This is a genomic window from Mesorhizobium sp. M7D.F.Ca.US.004.01.2.1 (genome assembly GCF_003997785.1).
Lineage (GTDB): Bacteria > Pseudomonadota > Alphaproteobacteria > Rhizobiales > Rhizobiaceae > Mesorhizobium > Mesorhizobium loti.
Genome location: NZ_RZRQ01000002.1, coordinates 36,817 through 51,349, shown reverse-complemented (window position 1 = coordinate 51,349; position 14,533 = coordinate 36,817). Strand labels below are relative to the sequence as shown.

Here is a 14,533-nt window from a genome sequence, read left to right as displayed (position 1 = left end):
TTCACCCGAAAAGTCAGGAACCCCTCCGGCATTGGTACGTTGACCGACAAGCTGGGGGCCTCAGTCTCGGCTCTCGCGGCAGCGAGCAAATCTCGCCGCTAAAATCCACATTGAGCGCAATGAAAGGCAAGGTCATGGGCTTCTTTTCGAAGGACATCAAGACACTCGACGATCTGTTCGTGCACACGCTGCGGGACATCTACTACGCCGAAAAGCAGATCGAGAAAGCGCTGCCGAAGATGATCGACAAGGCAACCGACCCGCAACTGAAAGCTGGATTCGAAAAACATCTCGGCCAGACCAGGGGCCATATCGAGCGCGTCGAAGAGGTGTTCGAGTTGCATGGCGTTAAGGCCAAGACGGTCAACTGCCCGGCAATCGACGGCATTCTCGAGGAGGCCGACGATGTGAGCGGTGACGTAGATGACAAGGAAGTCCTCGATGCGGCGCTGATCGCATCGGCGCAGGCCGTCGAGCACTATGAGATGACACGCTACGGTACACTCATCGCCTGGGCCAAGCAGCTTGGCCGCACTGACTGTGCTAACGTGCTGGCCAAGAACCTCAGAGAAGAACAGGCAACCGATCGCAAGCTCACCGAAATGGCGGAAAGCAAGATCAACCTCCAGGCCGCTGAATAAGGCTGAAACCGGGCTGGCCGGAACTTCGGCCGGCCTGGCAGCTGTCAGTGCGGCAGCTCGATGCCCAAGGCCGCCGATTGCTTGCGTAGCGCCTCGCCGTCATCCTGCGGCACATGCGGGCGGGTCCTGCAGGTTCCGTGCAGATGCGGTATGCTGCGTAAGCAAGCGCCATCCTGAAAAAGCAGACGAACCACCCATCCTACTCCTTGGTCATACGTTTCGTTTCGGCCACCCTCAGTAGCCTCCGACAACCGGCAAAATCTCACCGGTGATGTAACTTGAGCACTGCGGCGAGGCGAGGAACACATAGGCTGGCGCAAGTTCTTCCGGTTGTGCGGGCCGTTTCATCGGCGTGTCCATCCCGAATTTCGAAACGTCATCAGCCTCCTTGTCCGATGGGTTCAGCGGTGTCCACACCGGACCTGGCGCAACCGCGTTTACCCTTATCCCCTTGCCGATCAGATTGCCCGAAAGGGCCCGCGTAAAGGCGTGAATGCCCCCCTTGGTCATTGAATAGTCGACCAATTGCTTTGAACCGTCGATGCCGGTTACCGAACCGGTGTTGATGATCGCCGAACCTGGCTTCATGTGCGGTATCGCCTCCTGTGCCATGTGGAAGTAACCATAGAGATTGGTTTTCAGCGTCGTGTCGAAATGCTCTTCGGTCAGTTCGCTGAAATCTCTGGAATGGATCTGGAAGGCTGCATTGTTGACCAGCACGTCGATACGGCCAAATTCCTTCACGGTCTCGGCCACCGAGTGGCGGCAGTGATCGCGATCGCTGACGTCGGCCTTGACCAGAATGCAGCGTCGTCCCTCTTTCTCCACTGCGGATTTGGTCTCTTCGGCATCCTTGTCTTCGGCGAGATAGACGATCACGATGTCGGCGCCCTCGCGGGCGAACAAAACCGCCACCGAACGGCCAATGCCGGAATCGCCGCCGGTGATGAGCGCTACCTTTCCGTCGAGTTTTTTCGATCCGAGATAGTATGGCGCATCATACAGCGGCGCCGGCTCGATCGCCCATTCATGCCCAGGCTTGGGTTGATGTTGCTCGGGGAAGGGAGGTTCGGGATACTCGCGCGCACCCGCCTGCATGGCGCCTTGCTGCTTGCCATTGCCTTTCGATTTGTCCTTGGCATCGATGCCACGCTGGATATGGCGTTGCTTGGCCGCTTCGCCCGCTATTTCCGACTTCATCTGCATGATCGTCTCCTCGGCTTGGAGAGGGAACAACGCATGTGCGGCCAAAAGGTTTATGGCCAACGCATCATTCCTTCAAACCGGCGACACGCTCGAGAAATGGCCGTTGCAGTGTGGCGCGGCCGATCACCCGAAAAGCCGCATTCCGGAATGTCGGCAGGACAGGACTGTCCGATTGCGCCATCGACACGACACGCTCGGTGAGTTTGATCCAGCGCCGCCCTACCGGCCATCGCTCGCCACTGTGGCCGGCAAGCGTGCGCGACGGCAAGAAAGTAGCGAACGTCATCCCAGTCGATCACGGTGCAATCCCGCACCGCGCGGTGCGGCTTGCAAAGCCCATTCTAACACGATCAGCCGTAGTTTGCGCGGTCGTCGCGGCGTTCAATTATCTAGCTGGATCGTTTTCGCACCACCGATGTGCGCGATTGCGCACTCACCGCCCGACTTCGGCGAACCCATCTTGAGGCTCTCGCGGGACGTTCCCGTACAGCCAAAGACACGATACGGCGAAACGAAGGATGCACGTCATGACCAGACTGAATGGAAAGACCGCCGTCATCACGGGTGGCGCGACCGGCATCGGCCGCGCGTCGGCAAAGCGCTTCATCGAGGAAGGCGCCTTCGTTTTCATCTTCGGCCGCCGGCAGGACGCGCTTGACGCCGCTTTGGCCGACCTTGGGCCCAATGCCCGCGCGGTGAAGGGCTCGGTCTCGGATGAGGCCGATCTCGACCGGCTCTACGCTGCGGTGAAGGCCGAGCGCGGCAGCCTCGACATCGTCTTCGCCAATGCCGGTGCGGGAGGTCCGCTGCCGCTCGGCCAGATCACCGCCAAGCACATCGACGAAACCTTCGACACCAATGTGAAGGGTACGATCTTCACGGTCCAGAAGGCGTTGCCGCTGAGGCCAGGGCGGCTCGATCATCCTGACCGGATCGAGCGCCGGCACCACGGGCGCCCCGGGCTTCACTGCCTATAGCGCGAGCAAGGCGGCCGTTCGCAATCTCGCGCGGACCTGGGCGGAAGACCTGAAGGGCACCGGCATCCGGGTCAACGTGTTGTCGCCCGGGGCGACGGCGACCGAACTCGCGAAGGAAGCGCTGGGCGAGGAGGGCCAGAGGGCCTACGGCGCGATGACTCCGCTCCAGCGCATGGCCGATTCCGCGGAGATCGCGGCGGTGGCTGCCTTTCTCGCGTCGTCGGACAGCAGCTTCATGACCGCCAGCGAAGTCGCCGCCGACGGCGGCCTAGCACAACTCTGACGCACTACGCCCGGCCGGGCGCTCCATTTGATCGTTCGGAGCCACGCAGGGCGTGACAACCCAAGGAGAAAACATATGAGCTACGCTAGCGACGATGACGCGGCATCCACCCCCGTCCGCGCCCTGGTCGAACAACTGGGATTCGCGCCGGTCTGGCTGGGGAGACTAGCGGAGGGAGGATCGCTCATACAGGCGCGGGACAAGAGCTGGGCGCCTCTCATCTTCCAGGATCTGTTCAAGAAGGCGTCGTGAACAATGTATGACCGTGTAATCTGGCCCGAGCGGTACGACCCGAAAATCTCGGCCATCTACGCGCTCAATGACATCGACGTGAAAGCTCCGCCCGAGGTGGTCTGGAAGCTGCTCGTCGATGCCGAGAACTGGTCCCGTTATTTTCCTGCCGAAAATCAGGTCAAAATCCTAAGCGGCGGGCGAGAACTGGCGCTCGGGACGCGATACAGCCGGGTGACGGTCGGCTTTCCGATGAGCCTTGTCGTGACGGAATGCGTGCCTGACCGCAGGCTCGCCTGGGCGACGACCGTCGATGGTGACGAGACAGGTTCTAGCGCCTACCACGGCTGGGTGATTACGCCCACGGCCGACGGCTGTCATGTGCTGACCGAGGAGACGCAGCAGGGTCCCTGGTTCCTTGAGGAGCTCGGGTGCAAGCATCCCGGCGCGCTCTACCGCTATCACCAGTTATGGGTCGAAAGCCTCGCTGTCGCTGCGGAGGCGGAAGTCGCGCAGATGGCAGGGTAACACGCCTGTTCTGACGCCAGGGCTAGCGGCCCAAATGCAATCGGAGATGAATCACATGAATATCGAACTCAAGGGCCGCAAGGCGATCGTTACGGGCTCAACGGCGGGCATCGGCCGCGCCACTGCGGAAGGACTGGCGCGTGCCGGCGCCTCGGTCGTCATCAACGGCCGTGGACGCGTCCGCGTCGATGAAGCGGTGCGACAGATGCGACAAGCCTTTCCGGACAGCGACATTTCCGGCATCGCCGCCGATCTGTCGACGGCGGCGGGCGCCGAGACCGTCTTCGCGCAGGCGCCCGACGCCGACGTCCTCGTTAACAACGTGGGGACGGCGTACATCCGCGACTACAACGGCATCGAGGACATCGCGAAAATCCCCGATGAGGACTGGCTCGGGCTGTTCCAGCTGAACGTGATGAGCGGCGTGCGCATGGCGCGCCATTACCTGCCGCGCATGGTGAGGAAAGGCTGGGGCCGTGTCGTGTTCGTCAGTAGCGAATCCGCAGTCAACATTCCCAAGGAGATGCTCGACTACGGCATGACAAAGACCGCGCAGCTGGCGGTCTCGCGTGGGCTTGCCGAGGCGGTAGCGGGCACGGGCGTCACTGTCAACGCCGTCCTGCCGGGGCCGACCCGGTCCGAAATCCTGGGCGACTTCATGGCGAAGCAGGCCGAGGCGAACGGAGTCACGCAGGAGGAAGCCGAGCAGGGCTTCCTGAAGGCGATGCGCCCCACTACGCTCATCCAGCGCTTCGCGACGACCGACGAGGTCGCCAACATGATCGTCTATGCCTGCTCGGAGCAGGCCTCCGCAACGACTGGTGCGGCGCTGCGCGTGGAAGGCGGCGTGGTCCGCTTCGTCGCTTAAGCATGCCGTTGATTGTACCGACGCTTAGTGCCGAGTTCATCGATTAGGGAGATCCATCCCGGAGTGCATCGAACTCGCGCGGCGGCCGCCCGGTCACCCGACTGAACACGCGCGAGAAGGCGGCCGCGCTGTCGTAGCCGACCTGCGCCGCGACACTCTTGACCGGTTTACCCTTGCCGAGAAGCTGGCGCGCGATCGTCATGCGCCAGACCGTCAGGTACTCAATGGGCGTCAGGCCGACCAGCGTCCGAAAATGATCGGCGAACCTCGTGCGTGACATGCCCGCAACGTCGGCCAGATCCTCAAGCTTCCAAGGCTTCTTCGGCGCCTCGTGCATCGCGGTCAGCGCCTTGGCCAGGCGTGGGTCGGCGAGCCCGGCGAGCACGCCGGTCGAAATGATCCCGCTCTCAACGACGTGACGCACGATGAGGATCAGGAGATAGTCGAACAGCCGGTCGAGCGCCGCCTGGCGGCCACCAGCTTCAGAGAAAGCTTCGCCGATCAGCAGATCACAAACCGGGCCCAGCGCCGGATGAGCAGCGAGCGGCAGGACCACACATTCAGGCAGGCCCTGGCCAATCGGGTTGCCCTCCGCACCCCCGAGTTCGACGGTCGCGCATACGAGGTCGGCTCCGCGCCCAGGATCAACTGCGAAACTGTGGGTCCGCCCGCGCGGCAAAAACAGCAGGGTCGGCTCAACGAGTTCGAGGTCGGCTTGTCCGTCCTGGGTGACCGTGAGCGCGCCTGCCTTGAACAGGTGCAAATGGCCCACACCAGTGAACTGCAACGTCTGGCACAGGTTCCCCGTGAAGAATGTCCGGGCCGTCGGCGTTACGTGGGCGAACAGGGCAGCGAAGGGGTCCATTGGGACGATCAGCAAAATAATTGGCACCAAGCGTCACCCATAGTCTTCCATATAAGTGGTGTGCAAGTCCCCAGTCCTCGATCAACCGGAGAGTCTCATGAATATTCGCTTCGTCACAAAGACCGTTCACGCCTTCCTCGACTATCCCGTCGCGCTGAGCCTGATGGCAACGCCGTTCCTGCTCGGGCTCGGCCATGCCAATCCGCTGGCGCTTTGGGTGTCGGTCGCAACTGGCGTCGCCGCCCTCATTCTGACCCTGTTCACCAATCACAGGACTGGTGTAGTCCGAGTGCTGCCATTTGGGCTGCATGTCGCGGTTGACCGCCTCGTCGGCATTACTTTCGTCGCCGTGCCCTTCGTGCTCGGCCTGCAGGGACTGGACGCCTGGTACTACTGGGCGAACGGTGCTGCCGTTCTCCTCGTCACCTTCGTGCTCAACGCGCCCGAAAGCGGGGAGCGCGCACTGAAGACGGCGCACCCTTAGAGGCTTGCTAACATCATGCGGCAGCGGCCGAGTTAACCCTCGGTCGCCGCTGGTGCTTGAACCACGCAAGTTCGCTCCCCAATGGCGATCCGTGTCGCTGCGGCACACGAGCAAATTGACATCAAGGTCGTCGCAGAAAGTGTCGAGTCGATAACTGGTTGTGTGAGATCGAAAAGCCCCTTCCGCGCGTGCAATTTACCCTGAACCAACAAGTATCTGCGGAGACGACACCCATGAAAGCGATCATTGTGACGAACCAGTCTGCGGGAACGGCCGGCATGACACTGGTGGAGCGGCCCAAGCCACAGGCAGCGATAAACGACGTCGTCGTTCAGGTTCATGCGTCGGGCTTCGTCCCGACCGAGTTGGAGTGGCCTTCGACTTGGACCGACCGCCGCGACCAGGCGCGTACGCCATCGATCCCTGGACACGAACTGGCCGGAGTGGTCACCGCGCTCGGCTATGGCACCACGGGTCTTTCAGTGGGACAGCGGGTGTTCGGTCTCGCCGATTGGTATCGCGACGGCACACTGGCGGAGTATATTGCCATGGAAGCACGCAACCTCGCGCCGCTGCCAGGCGACGTCGATTTCACAGTGGGCGCGAGCCTGCCAATCTCGGGTCTGACCGCGTGGCAGGGACTCTTTCAGCACGGCCGTCTTCAGGCGGGGCAGAGCGTCCTTGCACATGGCGCAGCCGGCGCCGTCGGTTCGATGGTGACGCAACTCGCACGTGAGGCCGGTGCCTATGTCATCGGCACCGGACGCGCGGCCGACCGACAGAAGGCACTCGACTTCGGCGCAAACGAATTCGTCGACCTCGAGAACGACGCCCTGGAAGACGTCGGTGGAGTCGATCTGGTGTTCGATGTCATCGGCGGGGACATCCAGAAGCGGTCCGCAGCTCTGATCCGGGCCGGAGGAACGCTGGTGACCGTCGTCGGCCCGGCCGAGGCGCGGCCCGCAGACGGCCTGGCGGTTGACTTCGTTGTCGAGTCCGATCGCGCCCAACTGAGTGAGATCGTCCAGCGGGTGCGGGACGGGCGACTGCGGACGAACATCGGCAAAGTTTCGGCCCTCAACGAGGCCGTTGCAACCTTCAACGCGAGCGAGCGACACACGGGGAAGACCGTCATCCGCGTTCGTCCGTAAGAACTTGGGGAGAGAGGGCGTAAGCGCGTCGTCATATCGCTCAGCGTGTGGCCCGGCGAGACGCGTAGACAATAGTCGAGGAGAGAGGAACCCCTTCGAGGATCGGCTACGACGTAGACCAAGAAAACAGGGCGCATGGCGGGGTCACGGCCGAACTGCGGCTTGCAGCTCCTTTAAATCCCGGACGGTCCGGTAACGGCTCTAGCTGCAATGATGGCGATCCATTTTTTTCCCTGACCAATTAAGACCAAGGAGAACTCACATGGGTCATTCTCATTTCGATGATGCTAGCCGCGAGCGCGCAGCCTGGAACGTTGGCAGGAAGGTAGGGACGAACCGCCCGCTCACGCAGAAGCAGATCTGGGCCTCTTTGAGATAGTTCAGAAACGCTGACACCCGAGCGCTCAGGAGCCGCTTGGACGGGTAGAGCGCCCAAAGGACAATGTCAGGTCCGTCGACCTCGCCCCATTCTACCAGCGTGCCGTCTGCGAGCTCGTGGCTCACGAGCGACAAAGGTAAGCGGCCGGCGCCAACGCCGGCTCGCACCGCGTCCTGGACCATGACAAGGGATGTTAGCGCCAGAACGGGCTCGATCATAATTGGAGTCGGGCCGGTGGCGGTCATCACTTGCCAGGTCAGTCGATCGCTCGCCGATCGTACGACGGCGGGCGCTGTCGTGTTCGCCGTCGGCCGGGCGAGACCCGGGCTCGCGGCGACCACCAATCGATCGTGCAGGAACGCTCGCCCGATAAGGGTCTCATCCGGATCAGGGTTTACCCGAATCACCAGATCAAACCCCTCATCGATCATATCCACAGCGCGGTCATCCGTGGAGACCTCGAGCCGAACGTCCGGGTACTTCAGCGCAAAACCGGCGGCGATCTTGCCCAATGCGGTTTGAGAAAAAAGCAATGGTGCACTTATCCGCAGTTTGCCTCGCGGCTTCTGTCCGCCCGAGGCAATCGCTGCTGCGGTTTCGTCCAGTTCGGTCAGCAAATGGCCTGCCCGTTCGTAGAGCGCGCGCCCTTCCTCGGTCAGTTTGAGTGCCCGCGCGTCACGCTCGACAAGTCGCAATCCCAGGCCAGCCTCAAGTTCTGCCACCCGTCCCGTGCTGCACGGCCGAAGCCGCCGCGGCGAGCACGAAATCCGCAAGAGCCAGCAAATCCCTCTGTTCCACCAATGAGACGGTGTGTCCAATATCAGCGCCTATCGCATCATATGTGAACCACTCATATTTACGACAACAACCTACCCAACTGCAAACGTCTCACCCAACGAGGAACAAAGCCATGATCAAGTCCACAAACGACAATCCCCACGCCGCGCAGACCAAGATATTGGTTTTGGGGGCGACGGGGCCGACTGGCCGGCTCATCGTCAGCCAGGCATTGGCACGCGGATATGAGGTGACGGCACTGGTCCGATCTCCCGAAAAAGCGGCGGAAATGAAGGGCGTTCGGCTTGTTGTCGGCGACGCCCGCGACCAGAAGACCCTAAGCGAGGCCGTCACCGGGCAGGATGCCGTCATCAGTGCCCTGGGCACTCCGGCCAGCCCGTTCAACAAGGTGACGCTGCTCTCGACCGCGACCCGCGCGCTCGTCAAGGCAATGAAGACTGAACACATCTCGCGCCTGATCACCATCACCGGGATGGGCGCGGGCGACAGCGCCGGCCATGGCGGGTTCCTGTTCGATAACGTGATTTTTCCGCTGCTCCTGCGCAACGTCTATGCGGACAAGAACCGGCAGGAAGCCGTCATCCGTGAGTCCGACCTCGATTGGACTATCATCCGGCCATCCGTTTTGAACAAAAAGGCGGGACGCGCCAATGTCCGCACTCTAACCGATCTGTCCGACTTCCATGGCGGGACCATCTCGCGGGAGGACGTTGCGAAATTTGTCCTCGACCAGGTGCATAGCGACGCCTGGCGGCATCGTTCGCCACTGATTACATGGTGAGGCCCGCCACGCCCCATCGTCAAACCAGCGGCGGTTGCCGGCAACCCGTTGGCGCATAAACTCAACGAAGGCTCTTGCAGCCGGGCTACGTTCCTTACCGGCAGGCATGACTAGACTGACATCGACGGCTGGAACGCTCCAGCCTGGCAGAACGCGAACGAGATTGCCGGCCTCGATCTCAGGCGCAGCCACATATCTCGCCGTAACCGCGATCCCAGCCTCGTTAAGCACCATGCGATCTATTGCCGTGAGATCATTTGCGGTGAGCCGAGCGGTGGACTCGACCTGGTCCTCCACGCCGTCCCTGTCGCGAAGCGGGGGAGACCATCGCCACGGGGGATGAGGAGCAGATCGTCGGTGCGCAGCTCGTCGATCGACCTGGGCCAACCGCGCCGTCCGAGATAGTCGGCGCAAAAGGGATAGCGAAACGTAAGTGATGAGTTTCTTGAGATCCATCAGTTCCTCCCATCATACGCGTCGCTGCTCAGCGTGCTGCTATGCGCGAAAACATGGCGCGTCCCGCGACGAGCTCGATCCAAGATTCACGCTCTCACCGCGGCGACGATGAGAGCGTCGAGCTCGTGTTCGGCAGCGAGATGTCTTGCGACATCAGCAGCGCGATCCGCGCTACGAACGTGGTGCGGGTCGATCCGACTTAGTATCGCAGTCTAATCCTCGATATCGATCACCTGTTCGATCATTTCATCGGTGACGTAAATATCCGACGGCCTGGTCGCCTGCTCATTCATGTCGCCCACGTCTTCCCAAACGGGGGTGCACCTGGTCAGGCGCGGATTGAGCACGTTGCGATCGTATTCGATACAGTCGACGTAACGGAGCTTTTCAAGTTTCGCTGCGTCGATCCATTTTCCGTCTTCGGTCGGACGTGCGCCCTCCTTAAGTCGCATCGGCAAGGATCGCATCCACTGCGAGCTAAACCCGTTCCGATGACCACCCGACAGCAACTCTGACGCTTTGCACGCGGTGAAATCATATCCCATGACATTCATGCTGTTGACGACGACCCTGTCGTCTGGCCCAGCTTCGACCTCGATGTAGATCGGAAGGTTGTCTTCCGTCGCCGCCACGATCTTCGTGACGGTGACCATCGTCCCCTGCCGAAGCGACCGCTCTCCGGACGGCTCCCAGGCCGTTGGCCCGACCTGCTTGAGTACCGGGATGCTCAGTCCTTCAAATTCTGCGACTGTAAGCGACCTGTTAGAAGGCAGGTTATGCGCCAACCAAGCGGGCTTTCCGACGAGATCGTCACCACTAATGAGACGCGCGTCGCACTGCGCATGCGCGGCCGCGCAGATCGAAAGATAAAGAATCCCTGATAGGACGGTGCGTGCAGACTTCAATTCGATTTCCCCCAAATCCCCGAGGAGTCTCGTATTGTGGAGCAGGGTTCGTGGCAACCAGTATTCACGTCTACGACTTGAATGTTGCAGTCGGTCGCGGCGTAGCTGGATTAACGCCAATCCCGTTTCCTGAGATACCGATGAACGACACTTTTATCACTGGCAAGGTCATGGAGATCGTCGACAGGCTGTCGGCGCTGTCGGCGCTGTCGACAAAAATGGACGGCTTCATTGAGACCCAGACCTCGGTCCACTCCGACATCGAAAAAGTCCGCGCCGACGTTGCTACGATGAAGTCGGACATCATGACGTTGAAGAACGAGAAGGCTAAACAACGGGCCTATCTCGCTGGAGGTTACGATGATGGGCTGCAAAGCCTGCTGATGCCGGCGCTCTACCAGCGTTGGACTAACAGCAGGAAGCGTCGGTGGAATGGCTGCTGCCTTCACCGGCTATACCTCTTCAGGTCAAAGAAACCAGGAAGGCGATTTCTTACAACTTCCTGGACGCTGAGATCGCGACAAGTGGGGCGCTGCACCGCCTTCAGTTCGGAGCGGAAATTTCACAATTGGGCAGGCGCCCGGTGGAGATGATTGCTCGGTTAGCACTCCCGGAAGGTTGAACTGCGCCACATCTCACGATGGTCGCGATTCGCGATATCGGCGGGTCTCTAGACAGACAGCATCAAACGGCTAAGTATAAAATTGCTAGTATCAGAGGCTCGCCACCGAGGGCCTGCGAAAGCCACGAAGACACGTCTCTCTCGCAATGATTTCAATCCGCCCATCACTTTACCTGGCGCTAAGTGCAACGATAAACCAAGTGCGAGGAAGCTCCCATGTCCTTCAGGGCTGCAGCAAAGGTAGGACGGCGGTCGCGGCCCAGGGGTCGGGAACTGCCCATAGTCCATGGCCTTTGGATAGGACCTAAGCTTTCACGCCTTGAAGAACTGACATTGCAGTCCTTTGTTCGCTGGGGACACGAATTTCATCTCTGGGTTTATGACGATCTTCAAACGCCGGTTGTGAAGGGAGTCGTCCTGCGGGACGCCTGCGAGGTGTTACCACGCAAGAGGATATTCAGAAAGCGAGCGCGCGACATCGAGGCGGGAGTGGGCGAGGGGAGCGTTTCTCCTTTTTCGGATCTATTCCGCTACAAGCTGCTTCATGACCATGGCGGTGTCTGGTCAGACATGGACATCACCTGCCTTAGGCCATTCGATTTCACCGAAGACTACGTTTTCAGGCCCCATCAATTGGGGATGGTTGGTAACTTGATGAAATGCCCCAAGGGCAGCGAACTGATGAAGTCATGCTATGAAGAGAGCGATTCAATCGCCAATGAAGACGTAGATTGGCACGCCCAAATCCGCGTCCTTAACAGAAATGTCGAACGTCTTGGCCTGACATCATATATCAGGAAAGACATATCAAACTTGGACAGTTGGCATCATGCAGTGCGTCATTTCGTAGAATCTGCCACTCCAATACCAGACAATTGGTACGCGATCCACTGGTTGAACGAATTCCAGCAGACCCTACGCCGGGACGACGGTGTCTACCGCGGTCAGAAACTTTCCGAAACGCCAGTTGACACCAACAGGCCGCCTGCTGGCAGCACGTTGCATGAGCTTTATCGATACTATGGACTCATCGATCCATACGAACGCTACACTCCGTTGTCCAATGCGGGCGGCGACCAAAAGAAGATTGGACGACACATCGATCTTAGGATGCGCCCGAGCGAAACGCAGCTAAACATCCTGCTGCCCTCGCTAGTACGGGGAGGCGCTGAGCGAACAGTAATCGAATGTGTTCAGTCCACTTTTGTCCAAAAGAGCGTGGCCACTTGCCTGTACACTATGTCGCCAGCTCAGAAAGGGTACGCAATCACGCCGCACGACAATCTCGTGGTTCATGTGCTAGACTATCTTTCAACCGAACGGGCAGCTCGGAAAATAGCACTGGAAGTAGCAAATTCGCCAACGCCACTTCTTTATGCCCATTCGGTGCCCTTGAATTTTCTGAAGAGTATCTGGGCGCTCGGAGTTGCGACGGTCCCTGTCGTTCATACTACCTCTGGCGAATGGATTGATGCGCCCGTTTGCTATAATCATCCATTAGTACCGTTTGTGGTGGCCACAGCGGATATCGTGGCAGACCAACTGCGGCGTGCGGGCTGCATCCGCCCTATTGTGACGTTACGGCACGAAATACAGCGGTCCTTCTCTCCAGAAGATCTTGCTCGACGACGTATTGAGCTTCGAAATGCATATGGATTGGCACCGGACACCCTACTAGTTGGGATGGTGGGTCGGTTTAGTCCGGGGAAGGCCTATACGAGGGCAGTGAGGGTGCTCGCGCAGCTCCAGCGGATTCGCAAGGCCAAATTAATGATACTCGGCGATTGGGACCATCCAGATGGCATGGGCCGTGCAGCGTATGAGGCGACGTGCCGCCTAGCACTGGAACTGGGCGTAATCGCAGACATGATTATGCCTGGTAACGTCCACCCAGTAGACCCATACTATGCGGCATTCGATGTGTTTATGAACACCAGCGTTTTCGAGGCCAGCTCGATTGCTCTAATGGAGGCGACACGTGCTGGATGCCCGGTTGTCGCGGCCGATGTGGGCGGAAATCGCGCGATTGTACCAGCCGACGCAGTCTTGGTTGAAGAACCGTCCGACATAAACGCTTATGTTACAGGTTTGCTCGATCGGGCTCAGCGTCAAAAACGGTGGCTGCCGAGTCCTCCAATCGATCCAGATATCATCCCACGTCTCTGGACACTGCTGGCCCAGTATGCGGTGCGATCGCCCTCTTCGCGGTCGATAGCGGAAGGCACATTGTTTGTCACACAGAACCTCAACATCGGAGGTCCCGCGCGGTCCTTGACACTACTCCTGACTAGCCTGCCCACATCAATAAAAACAGCCCTATGTGTGATCGACGGGATTTCGATTGCCCGTTTCCGCGCAGCACTAACCGACGCCCAGGTTCCCATTCTCGATCTCAAACAAGTCTCGGGCTTGGGCGAAATTACGGCCAGTTTGCTGCAATGGTTTGATCAACTGACGATGCGGTCTATATGCTTCTGGAACGTGCAGCCAGAGATCAAGTTGCTCTTGGCTAAAGTCCTGTTCGAACGCGATGTACGATTTATAGACGTGAGCCCGGGGCCGATGCTCTTCGACGAGCTCGCCGATGCGGCTAGATTCCAGCGGCGCATAATGTTTACCGCCGATGATTATTTCAAGAGGCTTGACGACTTCGTCGCCCTCTACGCGGGCGGAGCGCCCTCGCCGGTGGCGCCGCGACGGGTGTCCTTTATCCCGCTCGGCACTGCGCCCCCGCCTCGTTTCGTGCCGCTGCCGGAACCCGCGGATCTTCTCCCGGGTACTTTCGATCCGACTCTCGCCATCGGCACCGTTTGCCGTATTGTTCCGGACAAAAGGATCGAGTTCCTAATAGAAATGATGCGGCACGTTAATATGACACTACCAGGCGCGTCCCTGACAATCGTTGGTGGCCCAGACTCGCGTACGGAGACCTATTGGCGGGATCTGCTGGATCGCCAGCGAAGAGAGAAACTCGATTACATCCGGTTCGTTGGGCCACGTGAGGATGTGACGCCGTTCCTCGGCCAATTTCGTGTTTTCGTGATGGTTTCCGATCGGCAGGGTTGTCCGAACGCTTCGCTTGAAGCAATGGCCATGGGCTTGCCTGTCGTAGCCAATCCCGATGGTGGCACGGCTGAACAGGTTGATGATGGAGTAACGGGTTATCTCGCCTCCACTTCGCAAGCCATGGCCGATAGGGTGATTGAGTTGCTCGAAAATCCAAAAATGCTGCGAAAATTCGGTGAGGAAGGGCGTGCGAGGGTTGCCCAGAAGTTCTCGGTAGAGAAAATGGTTGCGCGCTATATGACTTTGCTTCGATATGAGAGTGAATTACCTGCGTCATGAGATGTCCCACTGC

The 14,533-nt window shown here is 59.6% G+C and carries 12 protein-coding genes and 3 pseudogenes; 10 read left to right on the top strand and 5 right to left on the bottom strand.

Going from position 1 to position 14,533, the window contains the following annotated elements:
* Positions 1-134: 134 nt before the first annotated feature.
* The gene (locus tag EN993_RS01040) at positions 135-641 is read left to right on the top strand and encodes a ferritin-like domain-containing protein (protein ID WP_109672712.1); all 507 of its coding nucleotides are present in this window, start codon (positions 135-137) and stop codon (positions 639-641) included.
* Between the two features lie 234 nt (positions 642-875).
* Here the strand turns inward: EN993_RS01040 and EN993_RS01035 are convergent, their stop codons facing one another.
* Positions 876-1,847, bottom strand: a complete 972-nt coding sequence (locus EN993_RS01035) for an SDR family oxidoreductase (RefSeq protein WP_127262146.1) — start codon at positions 1,845-1,847, stop codon at positions 876-878.
* A 64-nt stretch (positions 1,848-1,911) separates the two neighbouring features.
* A complete protein-coding gene (locus tag EN993_RS36905; RefSeq protein WP_127374442.1) occupies positions 1,912-2,133 on the bottom strand; it encodes a hypothetical protein in 222 nt (73 codons plus the stop codon).
* A gap of 241 nt (positions 2,134-2,374) precedes the next feature.
* Here EN993_RS36905 and EN993_RS01025 point away from each other — a divergent pair.
* The 4 genes and pseudogenes from EN993_RS01025 (at position 2,375) to EN993_RS01010 (ending at position 4,734) form a co-directional block, all read left to right on the top strand.
* Positions 2,375-3,107: pseudogene (locus EN993_RS01025) on the top strand (SDR family oxidoreductase).
* An 84-nt stretch (positions 3,108-3,191) separates the two neighbouring features.
* Positions 3,192-3,359 (top strand): annotated as a pseudogene (locus EN993_RS01020) (NADP oxidoreductase coenzyme); the annotation flags it as partial.
* 3 nt (positions 3,360-3,362) lie between these two features.
* Positions 3,363-3,866, top strand: coding sequence for an SRPBCC domain-containing protein (locus EN993_RS01015; RefSeq protein ID WP_127262145.1), 504 nt, complete (start codon positions 3,363-3,365; stop codon positions 3,864-3,866).
* 55 nt (positions 3,867-3,921) lie between these two features.
* Positions 3,922-4,734, top strand: coding sequence for an SDR family oxidoreductase (locus EN993_RS01010; protein ID WP_109670208.1), 813 nt, complete (start codon positions 3,922-3,924; stop codon positions 4,732-4,734).
* A 43-nt stretch (positions 4,735-4,777) separates the two neighbouring features.
* On the opposite strand, the gene EN993_RS01005 is transcribed toward EN993_RS01010, so the two are convergent.
* The gene (locus EN993_RS01005; RefSeq protein WP_245468581.1) at positions 4,778-5,626 is read right to left on the bottom strand and encodes an AraC family transcriptional regulator; all 849 of its coding nucleotides are present in this window, start codon (positions 5,624-5,626) and stop codon (positions 4,778-4,780) included.
* 70 nt (positions 5,627-5,696) lie between these two features.
* Between EN993_RS01005 and EN993_RS01000 the strand changes: the two genes are divergently transcribed.
* Positions 5,697-6,083 carry a hypothetical protein gene (locus EN993_RS01000; RefSeq protein ID WP_109670170.1) on the top strand — a complete coding sequence of 129 codons (387 nt, stop codon included), beginning with the start codon at positions 5,697-5,699 and terminating at the stop codon, positions 6,081-6,083.
* 233 nt (positions 6,084-6,316) lie between these two features.
* Positions 6,317-7,234, top strand: a complete 918-nt coding sequence (locus tag EN993_RS00995; protein ID WP_127262144.1) for an NADP-dependent oxidoreductase — start codon at positions 6,317-6,319, stop codon at positions 7,232-7,234.
* Between the two features lie 273 nt (positions 7,235-7,507).
* On the opposite strand, the pseudogene EN993_RS00990 reads toward EN993_RS00995, so the two are convergent.
* Positions 7,508-8,411, bottom strand: a pseudogene (locus EN993_RS00990) (LysR substrate-binding domain-containing protein).
* A 112-nt stretch (positions 8,412-8,523) separates the two neighbouring features.
* On the opposite strand from EN993_RS00990, the gene EN993_RS00985 reads away from it, so the two are divergent.
* Complete coding sequence (locus tag EN993_RS00985; protein ID WP_127262192.1) at positions 8,524-9,192, top strand: SDR family oxidoreductase; 669 nt, start codon at positions 8,524-8,526, stop codon at positions 9,190-9,192.
* A 668-nt stretch (positions 9,193-9,860) separates the two neighbouring features.
* Here EN993_RS00985 and EN993_RS00975 read toward each other — a convergent pair.
* On the bottom strand, positions 9,861-10,553 hold the full coding sequence (locus tag EN993_RS00975; protein ID WP_127262142.1) for a hypothetical protein: 693 nt from the start codon (positions 10,551-10,553) through the stop codon (positions 9,861-9,863).
* A 50-nt stretch (positions 10,554-10,603) separates the two neighbouring features.
* On the opposite strand from EN993_RS00975, the gene EN993_RS00970 reads away from it, so the two are divergent.
* Positions 10,604-11,146 carry a hypothetical protein gene (locus tag EN993_RS00970; protein WP_127262141.1) on the top strand — a complete coding sequence of 181 codons (543 nt, stop codon included), beginning with the start codon at positions 10,604-10,606 and terminating at the stop codon, positions 11,144-11,146.
* Positions 11,147-11,508: 362 nt separating this feature from the next.
* Entirely contained in the window at positions 11,509-14,520 is a 3,012-nt protein-coding gene (locus EN993_RS00965; protein ID WP_164757504.1) for a glycosyltransferase, read from the top strand.
* The last annotated feature ends 13 nt before the right edge of the window (positions 14,521-14,533 follow it).

What these genes read in the sequence shown, in the direction of transcription:
- EN993_RS01040 (WP_109672712.1), top strand. Translation starts at nt 135, where the DNA reads ATGGGCTTCTTTTCGAAGGACATCAAGACACTCGACGATCTGTTCGTG.
- EN993_RS01035 (WP_127262146.1), bottom strand. Translation starts at nt 1,847, where the DNA reads ATGCAGATGAAGTCGGAAATAGCGGGCGAAGCGGCCAAGCAACGCCAT.
- EN993_RS36905 (WP_127374442.1), bottom strand. Translation starts at nt 2,133, where the DNA reads ATGACGTTCGCTACTTTCTTGCCGTCGCGCACGCTTGCCGGCCACAGT.
- EN993_RS01015 (WP_127262145.1), top strand. Translation starts at nt 3,363, where the DNA reads ATGTATGACCGTGTAATCTGGCCCGAGCGGTACGACCCGAAAATCTCG.
- EN993_RS01010 (WP_109670208.1), top strand. Translation starts at nt 3,922, where the DNA reads ATGAATATCGAACTCAAGGGCCGCAAGGCGATCGTTACGGGCTCAACG.
- EN993_RS01000 (WP_109670170.1), top strand. Translation starts at nt 5,697, where the DNA reads ATGAATATTCGCTTCGTCACAAAGACCGTTCACGCCTTCCTCGACTAT.
- EN993_RS00995 (WP_127262144.1), top strand. Translation starts at nt 6,317, where the DNA reads ATGAAAGCGATCATTGTGACGAACCAGTCTGCGGGAACGGCCGGCATG.
- EN993_RS00985 (WP_127262192.1), top strand. Translation starts at nt 8,524, where the DNA reads ATGATCAAGTCCACAAACGACAATCCCCACGCCGCGCAGACCAAGATA.